General features: G+C 67.8%; 10 protein-coding genes and 1 pseudogene. 3 read left to right on the plus strand and 8 right to left on the minus strand.

Annotated features, from left to right (window positions below):
* Positions 1 to 3: 3 nt before the first annotated feature.
* From CR157_RS10205 to CR157_RS10215, 3 genes are all read right to left on the minus strand, one after another.
* Positions 4 to 1848: an ABC transporter ATP-binding protein gene (locus tag CR157_RS10205; RefSeq protein ID WP_110283405.1), complete on the minus strand. Its 1845-nt coding sequence runs from the start codon at positions 1846 to 1848 to the stop codon at positions 4 to 6.
* A gap of 138 nt (positions 1849 to 1986) precedes the next feature.
* Positions 1987 to 3714, minus strand: a complete 1728-nt coding sequence (locus tag CR157_RS10210) for a peptidoglycan DD-metalloendopeptidase family protein (protein WP_110283406.1) — start codon at positions 3712 to 3714, stop codon at positions 1987 to 1989.
* A gap of 210 nt (positions 3715 to 3924) precedes the next feature.
* Entirely contained in the window at positions 3925 to 4776 is an 852-nt protein-coding gene (locus CR157_RS10215; protein WP_110283407.1) for a pirin family protein, read from the minus strand.
* A gap of 98 nt (positions 4777 to 4874) precedes the next feature.
* Here CR157_RS10215 and CR157_RS10220 point away from each other — a divergent pair, with 98 nt between their 5' ends.
* Positions 4875 to 5789 carry a LysR family transcriptional regulator gene (locus CR157_RS10220; RefSeq protein WP_110283408.1) on the plus strand — a complete coding sequence of 305 codons (915 nt, stop codon included), beginning with the start codon at positions 4875 to 4877 and terminating at the stop codon, positions 5787 to 5789.
* A gap of 83 nt (positions 5790 to 5872) precedes the next feature.
* Positions 5873 to 6874, plus strand: coding sequence for a glutathione S-transferase family protein (locus CR157_RS10225; protein ID WP_110283409.1), 1002 nt, complete (start codon positions 5873 to 5875; stop codon positions 6872 to 6874).
* Between the two features lie 182 nt (positions 6875 to 7056).
* Here CR157_RS10225 and CR157_RS10230 read toward each other — a convergent pair whose 3' ends face one another.
* Positions 7057 to 7170: a DUF188 domain-containing protein gene (locus tag CR157_RS10230; RefSeq protein WP_373681016.1), complete on the minus strand. Its 114-nt coding sequence runs from the start codon at positions 7168 to 7170 to the stop codon at positions 7057 to 7059.
* Positions 7171 to 7221: 51 nt separating this feature from the next.
* Complete coding sequence (locus tag CR157_RS10235; RefSeq protein ID WP_110283410.1) at positions 7222 to 7671, minus strand: YaiI/YqxD family protein; 450 nt, start codon at positions 7669 to 7671, stop codon at positions 7222 to 7224.
* A 447-nt stretch (positions 7672 to 8118) separates the two neighbouring features.
* On the opposite strand from CR157_RS10235, the gene CR157_RS10240 reads away from it, so the two are divergent.
* Entirely contained in the window at positions 8119 to 9822 is a 1704-nt protein-coding gene (locus CR157_RS10240; protein WP_110283411.1) for a DEAD/DEAH box helicase, read from the plus strand.
* Positions 9823 to 9931: 109 nt separating this feature from the next.
* On the opposite strand, the pseudogene CR157_RS10245 reads toward CR157_RS10240, so the two are convergent.
* The 3 genes and pseudogenes from CR157_RS10245 to araD1 all read right to left on the minus strand — a co-directional run.
* A pseudogene (locus CR157_RS10245) lies at positions 9932 to 10132 on the minus strand (fumarylacetoacetate hydrolase); the annotation flags it as partial.
* Between the two features lie 130 nt (positions 10133 to 10262).
* On the minus strand, positions 10263 to 11840 hold the full coding sequence (locus CR157_RS10250) for an aldehyde dehydrogenase (NADP(+)) (protein ID WP_110283412.1): 1578 nt from the start codon (positions 11838 to 11840) through the stop codon (positions 10263 to 10265).
* Between the two features lie 18 nt (positions 11841 to 11858).
* Positions 11859 to 12848 carry an AraD1 family protein gene (gene araD1 / locus CR157_RS10255; protein WP_110283413.1) on the minus strand — a complete coding sequence of 330 codons (990 nt, stop codon included), beginning with the start codon at positions 12846 to 12848 and terminating at the stop codon, positions 11859 to 11861.
* Positions 12849 to 12995 lie beyond the last annotated feature (147 nt).

Raw genomic sequence — 12995 nt, forward strand, 5'->3', positions numbered from 1 at the left:
GCGTCACCGATAGCCCTTGGCCTGCAGCCGGAACAGCCGTGCATAGCGACCATCGGCCGCCATCAGGCTGTCGTGGTCGCCCTGCTCGAGGATCCTGCCGCCCTCGACCACCAGGATCTGGTCGGCGGCGCGCACAGTGGAGAAGCGATGGGAGATCAGGATGGTCATCTTGTCGTGCCGGTGTTCGCGGAAGTCGGTGAACACCGCGGCCTCGGCGGCGGCGTCCATGGCCGCGGTGGGCTCGTCGAGTACCAGGATGTCGGCGCTCTCGCGCATGTAGGCCCGCGACAGGGCGATCTTCTGCCACTGGCCACCGGAGAGCTCCTGGCCGCCCTTGAACCAGCGCCCGAGCTGGGTGTGGTAGCCCCCGGGCATGTCGGCAATGAAGTCGTCGGCCAGGCCGCGCCGGGCAGCCTCCTGCCAGCGCGCCTCGTCGGCGAAGGCGGTCACGTCGCCGGCGCCGAGGTTCTCACCGACCTTGAGCTGGTAGCGGACGAAGTCCTGGAAGATCACCCCGGTGCGCCGGCGCAGTGCCTGCACGTCCCAGTCGCGCAGGTCGCTGCCGTCGAGCAGGATGCGCCCCTCGCTCGGCGCGTAGAGCCGGGTGAGCAGCTTGATCAGGGTGGTCTTGCCGGAGCCGTTGGCGCCGACCAGGGCCAGGCTGTCGCCGGGCCTGAGGTGCAGCGAGATGCCCGACAGCGCCGGTGTCTCGGCGCCGGGGTAGGTGAAGCTCACGTTCTCGAAGCGGATGCCGTCTCCGGGTCGGGCGCCGGCGGTGCGGGTGCCGGTCTCGGCGTCCACCGGTTGCTCCAGGTACTCGTAGAGATTGGAGAGATAGAGGTTGTCCTCGTACATGCCGCTGATCGAGGTGAGGCTCGCCGAGAGCGCTGCCTGGCCCTGCTTGAAGACCATCAGGTACATGGTCATCTCGCCGAGTGTCAGCTGGCCGGTCACGGTCTCCACCACCACCCAGGCGTAGGCGCCGTAGAAGGCCAGGGTACCCAGCAGGCCGAGCAGGAAGCCCCAGGTCTCGCGGCGCAGCGTCAGGCGGCGATCCTCGCCGTAGAGGGTGTCGAAGATCCTGCGGTAACGGTCGAGCAGCAGCGGCTCGAGGCCGAACAGCTTGACCTCCTTGATGCTGTCTTCCCGGGCCAGCACCGTCTCCAGGTACATCTGCATGCGGGTCTGGGGCGAGCGCCAGCGGAACAGCCGGAAGGCATCGCCGGAGAACTTGGCCTCGGAGACGAACACCGGCAGGGCCCCGATCACCAGGATCAGGATCGCCCAGGGCGAGAACTGCACCAGCAGCACGCCGAAGCTGACCAGGGAGATGGCGTTCTGCGCGAGCGAGAAGGTCTTGTTGACCAGCCCCAGCGGACGGATCGAGGCCTCGCGGCGGGCCCGGGTCAGCTTGTCGTAGAACTCCGAGTCCTCGAACTGGGCGAGCGTGAGGGTGCCGGCCTTCTCCAGGATCATCACGTTGACCTTCTGGCCGAGCAGGGCTCGCAGCAGCGACTGCTGGGCCGAGAGCCCGCGCTGGGCCAGGGCGATGGCGGCAATCACCCCTGCCTCGGCCAGCACGTAGCGCAGCACTGGCCACCACGCGACGCTGCCCGTCTCACCATGCTGGGCCATGGCGGCCACCACGGCATCGACGATCAGCTGGCCGAGCCAGGCCGCCACCGCCGGCAGCACCCCGGCGACCAGGGTGCAGAGCGCGAGCCCCAGGGTCAGTGAGCGGGAGGTCTGCCATACCAGCGCGAGCGCCCGGTGGCTGTAGCGGAAGACACCGAAGAAGGCGCTCAGGCGGTTGCCATTGGTGGGTGGGGCGGGGACGGCGCGGCGCATATGGGGCGAGGACAAGCGGGGACTCCGGTCCGTGCAACCCGTTCAGTCTACCTGGCCGGCGAGGGGATGTGTCATCCCCCGGAAGGCCAGCACCCCGCTCGTGGGCGGGGCGCTGGGTGGGGCTCGGATGGCGAGAGCTCAGCCCTCGTCGTCGTCGTCGCTCGCTTCGGGCTGTTGCGCGCGGGCGACCACGGTGCCGGTCTCGCCGCTCTGCAGGGCGGCCAGCAGGGGCTCGGCATCGCGCTGGAAGGCCAGCAGGGCATCGCCGGACAGGCTCTGGTTCTCCGGCAGGTCGACCTTCATGGCATCGACCTGGTTGTTGTTGACGATCACTTCGTAGTGCAGGTGCGGCCCGGTACTGCGGCCGGTGTTGCCGGAGAGCGCGATGCGCTCGCCCATGGACACGCGGTCGCCGCGGCTGACCAAGGGGCGTGACAGGTGCAGGTAGCGGGTGCGGTAGCCGTTGTCGTGGCGTACCACCACGTAGCGGCCGGCCAGCGGGTGGTTGCCCACCTTCTCCACCTGGCCGTCTGCCGGCGCCTGGACCGGGGTGCCGATGGGCATGGCGAAGTCGGTGCCGCGGTGCGGGCTGATGCGTCCGGTGACCGGGTGCTTGCGCCGCGGATTGAAGTTGGAGCTGAGGCGGTAACTGCCCTCGAAGGGGTAGCGGTTGAAGGCCGGGTCGAGGCTCTCGCCTTCCGGGGTGTAGAAATTGCTGTCGGCGCTGTTGCGCACCACGGTCAGGTCCATGCGGGCCCCATCGTACTGCACCGCCAGCACCCGGGAGTCGAGGCTCTGGCCGTCGACGATATCGGACTCGACCAGCACCTGAAAACGATCGCCGCGACGGGTGTCGCGGCGAAAGTCCAGTTTCTTCTCCAGCAGGCGGGAGAGCTGGCTGACCTCCGAGCTGGAGAGGCCGGTCGCCTGGGCCGATCGGGCGAAGCTGCCGCTGACGGTGCCGGCGAACAGGCGCTGGGTGGCTTCCCCGGCGCGTTCGATGGTGGCGACCTCGAAACCATCTTCCTCCCGCTCGATGAAGAAGCCATTGCGGGCATTGCGCATCACCCGCAGGGTCAGCAACTTGCCTTCCTCGTCGAGCTGATACTCGAAGCTGTTGCCGGCCCGCCAGCGGGTCAGCACGTTCTGGTCGGGTAGCGCCTCGAGCAGGCCCAGCACTTCGCTGTAGCCCAGCCCCAGGTGGTCCTGGGCCATGACCGCAAAGGTGTCGCCCTGCTGTACCGTATAGGTCTCCCATTCGGGCACGTAGGGCTCGCTGGCGGCGATCTCTTCCTCGAGGAAAACCGGGCCATCGCCGAACAGGATCAGTTCCTCTTCGGAGACCTCTTCATAGGAGGTGGCATCGGCGACCAGGGTCTCGTCATGATCGAGCATGCCGCTGGAGAGGGTGCCGATCACGACCGCCATGTGCAGCGCACCATCATCGAGCATCGGGCCGGCGGCCGGGGCGTTATCGGCCGGCTCCGGGGCCTCGTGTTCGACGCTGGCCAGCGCCAGTGGCACCCCCTGATTCTCGGTGCTCTCGGCGGCGGTGACGAAATCGACCTCGACGACTTCGGAGGCGGTGAGACGCGATAGCGGGACATGCTCGCGGGTGGCATCGAGGGCCAGCGATGCCATCTCGATGGCGTCGGCCACTGGGCTGCGGTCGAAGCTCAGCGAGGGAAGGCCGGGTTGAGTGTCGGGGTCGAGGGGGACGAGAACGGTGTCGAGCGGCTGGTTTTCACGCTGGACATCCTGGAAGGAGGTGACGATTTTCTGTGCGCCCAGCACTGTGACCATGGTGGCAACGGGTAACAGTAACAGCTTGTGCGTGCGGGGCAGCGAATGGAGGATTCGCAACATGGGTAGAGGCCAATGAATAATGAATAGAATAAAAATAGGCATCAGAACCATAACCCATGATGTATGGCGTGCCTAGTCTGTATGTGCATACAGTAGAGGGCCGATCCACGGTTGGGAGGGATCGGCTTGTGCAATGCGAACGCTGTTTACTAATTCTTCATTGGAGCCGATGACGCGGGGAAAATCAACCCCTACCTCGATCGGATTGCCTCAGGGGCCGGTCAGGGTGCCATCGCGATAGTCGCGCAGGGCCTGTTCCAGCTCGGCGTGCTCGTTCATCACGAAAGGCCCGTAATGGGCGATCGGTTCCCGGTGTGGATGGCCGGCCAGCAACAGGGCCTGGCCGCCTTCGGTGCTGCCCAGCGACAGCCGGTCGCCGCCGCCCAGCCGGGCCAGCTGGCCGCGGGGCACGACGGTCTCGCCGACGTTCAGGCTGCCGTCGAAGACGTAGACCAGCAGGGTAGGGGCATCCGCCTCGAGCGTCAGGTCGCCGCCCGATTCCAGGCGCACATGGGCCACGGCCCCGTCGCCGGCCAGGGCATCGAGTGGGCCTTCGACCCGCTCGCCGCCGGTGCTCTGCCAGCGCCCGCCGAGGGCGATCAGCTCGGCACCCTGGCCGGCGAGGCGGGGCATCTCGGCCGAGCGCACGTCCCGGTAGGTGGCCGGGCTCAGCTTGTCCCGGGCCGGCAGGTTCAGCCACAACTGGAAAGCGTGCAGGCCCTGGCTGTCGGTGAGAGGCATCTCCGAGTGGATGATGCCACGTCCGGTGTGCATCCACTGGGCATCGCCGGCGCGAATGGTGCTCGAGTGACCCAGGTGATCCTCGTGGGTCAGTCCGCCGTGGATCACGTAGGTCAGGGTCTGGATGCCGCGATGGGGATGGGGCGGGAAGCCACCGATGTAGTCGTCGGGGCGATCCGAGCCCAGTTCGTCGAGCATCAGGTAGGGGTCCAGCCCGCCGCCGAAGTCATGGATCCGCTGGATCCTGACCCCGTCGCCGTCCTGGCTGGGGTGGCTGCGCTGCTGCTGCTCGACCCGACGCAGTGTACTGGTGGAAGCCATGGGATATCTCCATTCTTGCAAGGTTTGACTGGCATTTTAGGTCGGATTTTTCGAAAATTAAGCGCAATGTTTCGCTTTGAGTTTTCGAGGAAATCGAAATGTCACGAGTCACCCTGACCCAATGGCAGATGCTGGCCGCGGTGGTCGACCATGGCGGCTTCGCCCGGGCCGCCGAGGCCATCCACAAGAGTCCCTCGACCCTCAATCATGCGGTGCACAAGCTGGAGGAGCAGCTCGGCGTGCGGGTGCTCGAGCCGGTGGGACGGCAAGTGCGCCTGACCGAGGCGGGCGAGATGCTGCTGCGCCGTGCGCGCCAGCTGATCGAGAGCGCCGCCTCGCTGGAAGACGTGGCGGTGCGCCTGGCGGAGGGGCTTGAGGCCGAGGTGGTGCTGGCCGTCGACCAGGTCTTCCCGCCCGATGCCCTGGCCCGTGCCCTGGAGACCTTCTCGCAGGAATTCCCCCATGTGCGGGTACAACTGCACGAGACGGTGCTCAACGGGGGGATCGAGATGCTCTATGACGGCAGCGCCGACCTGGTGGTCTCGGGGATCGCCGCCCAGGGTTTCCTGGGCGAGCCGCTGGTCACGGTACGTTTCATCGCCGTGGCGCATCCGGACCACGCGCTGCACCGGCTGGCGCGCCCGCTCGACCTGCGCGACCTGGTCCAGTATCGGCAACTGGTGGTGCGTGACTCGGCGCTGCGGCAGTCGATGGATTCCGGCTGGCTGAAGGCCGAGCAGCGCTGGACCCTGAGCCATCTGCACTCCTCCATCGACATGCTCGAGCGCGGCCTGGGCTTCGCCTGGGTGCCGGAGACGCGCATCCTCGGCGCCCTGAACGAAGGCCGACTGAAGCCGTTGCCACTCACCGCCGGTGGTATCCGTGAGATACCCGTTCAGCTCATCCATCGCGACCGGGACAGGGCGGGACCGGCGACCCACGCCATGGCCAATGCCCTCCAGCAGGGGGTGGCGATCTGCTCGGAGGTCGAACCATTCGATATGGTCGAATGAACTGTCGCAAAGGATGCGCTTGAGATTCGATGGAATCGCTTTAGGCTCTGGTGTAAATCCCTGTTGACTGACGAGAGGACATCATGGGCCTGTTGATCGACGGCGTCTGGCATGACCAGTGGTACGACACCCGCAAGCACGGCGGCGAGTTCGTGCGCGAATCCGCCCAGCTGCGCGACTGGATCACCGCCGATGGCGGCCCGGGGCCGGATGGCCAGCCGGGGCTGCCCGCCGAGGCCGGGCGCTATCATCTCTATGTCTCCCTGGCCTGCCCCTGGGCCCACCGCACCCTGATCCTGCGCCGCCTCAAGGGGCTGGACGACCTGGTCGGCGTCTCCCACGTCAGCCCGCTGATGCTCGACCAGGGCTGGACCTATGAAACGAGCGAGGGCTCCAGTGGCGACCCGGTCAACGGCGTCGACTACCATCGCCAGCTCTACACCCTGACCGACCCACACTACACCGGGCGTGTCACGGTGCCGGCACTGTGGGACAGGCGCGAAGGCCGCATCGTCAACAACGAGTCCGCGGATCTGCTGCGGATCTTCAACGACGCCTTCGACGGCTTGACCGGCAATCGGCTCGATTTCTACCCGCAGGACCTGCGCCGGACCATCGATGCGGTCAACGCCGATGTCTACGACCACATCAACAACGGCGTCTACAAGTCGGGCTTCGCCACCGAGCAGGCCGTCTACGAGAAGCATGTGGTGGCGCTGTTCGAGGCGCTGGACCGGATGGAGTCGCGACTGGCCGAGAGCCGTTACCTGGCCGGCGAGTGGCTGACCGAGGCCGACATCCGACTGTTCACCACCCTGATCCGCTTCGATGCGGTCTACCACGGTCACTTCAAGTGCAACCTGAGGCGCATCGAGGACTACCCGAACCTGTCGAACTACCTGCGCGAACTCTATCAGTGGCCGGGCATCAAGGAGACGGTGAACCTGGACCACATCAAGCGCCACTACTACTACAGCCACGACGGCATCAACCCGACGCGCATCGTGCCCGTGGGGCCGCGGCTCGACCTCGATCGGCCCCACGACCGCGAGCGACTGCCGGGCCGGGGAATTTGGCAGGAGTAGGGGCATGGCAATCTGGTATGCCCGTTGTGGGAGCTGGGCTTTGCCCGGCGAATGGAGGCCGAAGGACTCCTTGGCGGTATGCGCCGAGCATCAATGACACCGCCAGGGCGCCTGCGGCGCCATTCGCCCGGGGAACCCGAGCTCCCACGGGGAAAGTTGATGCCACTTGGCGAAGAACCAGATTACCGCTGCCTCGCCAGCCAGCGATCCAGCGCATTGGCGAACTCGCGACGGTCGGTGTCGGCATAGCCCTTGGGGCCGCCGGTGTGCTCGCCGCTGGCGCGCAGGGTCTCCATGCAGGTCTTGTGTCAGTCGCATCTGGACCCAGGGTGCAGATGCGTCATGGATCAGGCGTTCTTCGCCAGCCAGCGATCCAGCGCATTGGCGAACTCGCGGCGGTCGGTGTCAGCATAGCCCTTGGGGCCGCCGGTGTGTTCGCCGCTGGCGCGCAGGGTCTCCATGAAGTCCCGCATCTGGACCCTTGCCCGGATGTTGCTCCGGTCGAGCATCTCGCCGCGGGTGGTCATCACCGCGGCCCCCTTCTCGATCGCCTCCATGGCCAGCGGCAGGTCCGAGGTGATCAGCAGGTCGCCGGCGACCAGCCGCGCGACGATCTCGTGATCGGCGGCATCGAAGCCATGGCTCACCGCGAGCGCCTTGACCCACTTCGAGGGCGGCAGCGGTATGGCATGGTTGGCCACGAACCAGGTCGGCGTGGCGGTGCGCTCGGCGGCGCGCACGATGATCTCGCGCGCCACCCTGGGGCAGGCATCGGCGTCGACCCAGAGACTCGGCATGGCAAACTCCTGGCAGGGAAGGGGGACCAAGGGGCGCGATGAACGCCATCCTCGAAAAGGCTGGCCAGCGCTGAGTGCCGATGGTAGCATGCGCGCTCCTCGCATGTGCTGACCCCGCCATCATGACGATTCGCCTGAGCCGAGTGCCCGAGCCGAATCACCGAGACCTGCGGTCATCTACCGCCAGTGTCCGAGATGTGAAGATGGAGCGCCAACCAGATGCCGCCAGTCTGGCGACATCGGCGCAGAAAGGTCGCCTTAGCGGTTCGCCAGCCCTCGAGGCGCGAACCGGATGCCAGGTGCGACCGGCGTCCCCGATACCGTGACTCGCTCTGCCCTCTGGCCATGACGGCCCCGTGACAGGCGCAGTGCGCCCGACCGTTTGCTTGCGTCGGGGATGCCTCAATGTGATTTGCCGGCCATCGCCGGCCTACCAAGGTGTGATTGATGACCTCGACTTCTGTCGCTTCGCCGAGCTTCGGCGATCTGGCCCTGCTGCCTGCCGTTCTCTCTGCCGTCGAAACCCTGGGCTACGAGATCCCTTCGCCGATCCAGATGCAGACCATTCCGGCGCTGCTGGAAGGCCGTGACATGCTGGGCCAGGCCCAGACCGGCACTGGCAAGACCGCTGCCTTCGCGCTGCCGATCCTGTCGCGCCTCGAGCTCGACCGCCGCGAGCCCCAGGTGCTGGTGCTGGCGCCGACCCGTGAACTGGCCCAGCAGGTGGCCGTATCGTTCAGCAAGTACGGCCAGAACCTCAAGGGCCTGGAAGTGGCGACCCTGTGTGGTGGCCAGGAGTACCGCGAGCAGCTCGGCGCGCTGAAGCGCGGCGCCCAGGTGGTGGTGGGCACCCCCGGCCGGGTGATCGATCACCTGGATCGCGGCAGCCTCAAGCTCGACGGTCTCTCCGCCCTGGTGCTGGACGAGGCCGACGAGATGCTGCGCATGGGCTTCATCGACGACGTCAAGCGGGTGGTCGCCGATACGCCCAAGGATGCCCAGCGGGTGTTCTTCTCCGCCACCCTGCCGTCCGAGATCGAGCGCATCGTCAATCGCTACCTGGTCGACCCGGTCAAGGTGGCCATCGAGGCCCGGGTCGGCACCGCTGCGAGCATCGACCAGCGCATGGTGCGTGTCGACGGTGGCGCCAAACTGGAGGCGCTGTCGCGTATCCTCGAGGTCGAGCCCGTCGACGGCGCCATCGTCTTCGTGCGCACCCGGGCCGCCTGCACCACCCTGATGGAGCAGCTCTCGGCCCGTGGCGTCAACGTGGCAAGCCTCTCCGGTGATCTCGACCAGAGCCTGCGCGAGCGCACCATCACGCGCCTCAAGCGTGGCAAGGTCGATGTGCTGATCGCCACCGACGTGGCCGCCCGCGGCCTCGACGTACCGCGCATCACCCACGTTATCAACTACGACCTGCCCCAGGACGCCGAGGCCTATACTCACCGCATCGGGCGTACCGGCCGTGCCGGCCGCACCGGCGTGGCGATCACCTTCGTCGGCTTCCGCGAGGGGCGCAAGGTAGGCTGGCTCGAGCAGGCCACCGGCCAGAAGCTGAGCGAGATGCCGCTGCCCGACGAGGCCGCCATCCGTGCCCATCGCGACGAGATCTTCCACCAGCGCGTGGTCGCCTCCCTGACCAAGGGCGCCGAGGAACAGAATGCCCTGGTCGAGCGCCTGGTCGAGGAGGGGCACGACCCCATCGAGCTGGCCTGCGCCTTCGCCGCCATGGCTCGTGCCGACGAGGCGCCGATCGGTCGCCTGCAGGCGCCGCGTCGCGACAACGACCGCGCTGCCCGCGACGGCAAGCCGCCGCGTCGCCGCGAGAGCGGCCCCAGCGAGGGCATGACCCGCTATCGTGTCGCCGTGGGTCACAAGGATGGCGTCAAGCCGGGTCAACTGGTCGGTGCACTCGCCAACGAGGGCGGCATCGAGGGCGCACGCATCGGTCGCATCGATATCCGCAACGCCTTCTCGGTGGTCGAGCTGCCCAGCTCGCTGCCGGCGAGCATCCTGGCCAAGATGGCTCGTGCTCGGGTGGCCGGCCGTCCGCTGGAGATCAGCGAGGACCACGGTGTCCCCGAGCGTGCCCCGCGTCGCCGTCGCGACGACGGTGAGGCGCCGATCCGCCGCCAGTCTCGCGGCTGAGGGATCGGGTAGGCCGATCGCCACGCCGTGGCGGTCGGCAGGTCACCAGGCAACGGGCCGGGGGAATTCTTCCCCTGGCCCGTTTTTCGTCGTGGCGTGGCGGTCGGGTTCAGTGGCGCTGCTGGTGGGCCAGCCACCGGCGGATGCCGAAGGTCCAGGGCGGCAGCCGATCCCCGCGGTCGACGCGGTTGACCAGCGCGCCCAGCGACGGCGTGGCGATGGTCACCGTATCGCCCACATGGTGGCTGAAGCCCTGGCCCTCGCCGTCGCGGTCCTGTATCGGCGAGAACATGGTCCCCAGGAACAGCAGGACGCTGCGTCCCTCGATGTCACGCAGGTTGACATCGTTGCCGAGCGTCGCGCCATACGCGGCCGACCAGCAGGGCGCGGTCGGCGTCTTCAGGCAGGATGAATGTGGTGTTGTGTGTCATCGGATCTCCTCAGGCCTCGCGCTTGCCGTCCACCAGTCGGCTCACGCCCAGCGGGTTGCCGTCCTTCAGCGCCTCGGGCAAGAGGCCTTCCGGCAGGTTCTGGTAGCACACCGGGCGCAGGAAGCGCTGGATGGCGGCGCTGCCCACCGAGGTGCTGCGGCTGTCCGAGGTGGCCGGGAAGGGTCCGCCGTGGACCATGGCGTGGCACACCTCGACGCCGGTGGGCCAGCCGTTGGCCAGCACCCGGCCGGCACGGCGCTCGAGCGTCGGCAGCAGGGTTCGGGCGGCGTCGAGGTCGCCGTCGTCCAACTGCAGGGTGGCGGTGAGCTGGCCCTCCAGTTGCTCGGCCACGGCGGCCATCTCGTCGAGGTCGGCACACTCGAGCACCAGCGCCGTGGCGCCGAATACCTCGCCCTGCAGCGCCGCGTCGGCGAGGAAGTCGCTCGCCGCGGCGACGAACAGCCCAGCCTGGCACGGGTGGGGGCCGTCGCCTTCCTGGCCGCGGGCCACCTCGCGCACCTTGGGATGCCCGGCCAGGGCGCCCACGCCGTCCTGGTAGGCGCCATGGATGCTCGGGGTGAGCATGGTCTGGGCGGCACTGCCCTGGATTGCCTCGCCGGCGCTGGCGACGAAGGCGTCCAGCGCCGCGCCCTTGACGCCGATCACCAGGCCGGGGTTGGTGCAGAACTGCCCAGCGCCCATATTGAGCGAGGCGACGAAGCCCTCGGCGATCTCACTTCCGCGGGCGGCCAACGCCTCGGGCAGCAGGAACACCGGGTTGATGCTGCTCATCTCGGCATACACCGGGATCGGCTGGGGGCGGGCCTGGGCCGTCTGCATCAGTGCGGTGCCGCCGGAGCGCGAGCCGGTGAAGCCCACCGCCTGGATGCACGGGTCGGCGACCAGCGCCTGGCCGATCTCGTTGCCCGAGCCGAACAGCAGCGAGAAGACGCCCTCGGGCAGGCCGCACTGGGCCACGGCCTGTTGCACGGCACGGCCGACCAGTTCGGAGGTGCCGGGGTGGGCCGAGTGGGCCTTGACCACCACCGGGCAGCCGGCGGCTAGGCTTGATGCGGTATCGCCGCCGGCCACCGAGAAGGCCAGCGGGAAGTTACTGGCGCCGAACACGGCCACCGGGCCCAGGGCAATGTGGCGCTGGCGCAGGTCGACTCTGGGCAGGGGCGCCCGCTCGGGCAGCGCCGGGTCGAGGCGCACGTCGAGCCACTCGCCGGCGCGCACCACGGAGGCAAACAGGCGCAGCTGGCCGCAGGTGCGGCCGCGCTCACCCTCGAGGCGCGCCCGGGGCAGGCCGGTCTCGGCCATGGCGCGCTCGATCAACTCGTCACCGATCGCCTCGATCTCGGACGCGATGGTCTCGAGGAAGGCCGCCCGCTCGTCGAGCGAGGTCTCGCGGTAGGCGTCGAAGGCCGCCCAGGCGAGCTCGCAGGCCAGCTCGACCTCGGCCTGGCCACCGCCGGGGTAGGCGGGTTCGAGGGCCTCCCCGGTGGCGGGGTCGATGGCGTTGATGGGGGGTGAGTGTCCGCTGACGGCCCGCTGGCCGATGAGTAGCTTGCCTTGCAGTGTCATGATCGTGCTCCTGCTGGGTTATAGCGAGGGAATCGCGACGCTAGCCGGTGTCGCTGGTTCAAAACGTAGCGGATTGCGCAGTGGCCGCCCGAAGGCGGGCAGGTCGATTTCGAAGCGGTCACCGTCGCGGGTCCGGATGCCATCGGCGAAGCTCAGGGTGGCGGTGCCGAAGAAGTGCACGTGAACGTCGCCGGGGCGCCGGAAGCCGGCATACTTGAAGTGGTGATGCTCCAGGTTGGCCAGGCTGTGGGCCATGTTGGCCTCGCCGGTCAGAAACGGCTTCTCCCACAGCGTCGCGCCGTCGCGGACGATGCGGCTCGTGCCCTCCAGGTGGTCGGGCAGCTCACCCACCAGCAGCTCGGGACCGAAGCTGCAGGCGCGCAGCTTGGAGTGGGCTAGCCACAGGTAGTTGAAGCGCTCGGTGACATGGTCGGAGAACTCGTTGCCGATGGCGTGGCCGACCCGCCAGGGGGTGCCGTCGTCGCCGATCACGTAGAGGCCGGCCAGCTCCGGCTCCTCGCCGGCGTCCTCGGCGAAGGCGGGCACCGGGAGCTCGGCCTCGGGCGCCACGATACAGTCGCCATCCCCCTTGTAGAACCACTCCGGCTGGGCGCCGGGCTTGCCGTCCTGAGGCTTGCCGCCTTCCACACCGAGCCTGAACATGCGCATGGAGTCGGTCAATTCGGCCTCACTGACCTGGGCCTTGGCGTGCATCGCCGAACGGGTGTCGGCGCTGCCCAGGTGGGTCAGGCCGGTGCCGGTGACGAGACAATGGGCCGGATCGGGATGGGTCAGCGGCGGCAGCAGGCGGCGTTCGTCGACCAGCTGCTGGTAGTCGAGCCGCGTCTCGGTGAGGGCGGCCTCGACGACCTCGTTGAGCGACCGGCCGGCAGCGATAGCGCGCCGTGCCAGGGTGTAGGTGTCGGCATCGAGCAGCCTGACCTGTTGCTCGTTTTCGACCAGGGCGGCCCGAACCTGGTGCTGATATTCGCATTGAATCAAGCGCATGGCGTGATTTCCTCATGGTAGTTGAAAGGGCGTCATCGGCATGAACGACAGCACCCCTGGCGATCGTGTCGGTTGACGTCGTTTGAATGCTTCTTAATGTTTAACATATGACAACCATGTTTAACATATACTTTGGTAGTGTCGCGT

Origin of the sequence: Halomonas sp. LBP4 (assembly GCF_003202205.1) — a bacterium.
Lineage (GTDB): Bacteria > Pseudomonadota > Gammaproteobacteria > Pseudomonadales > Halomonadaceae > Halomonas > Halomonas flagellata.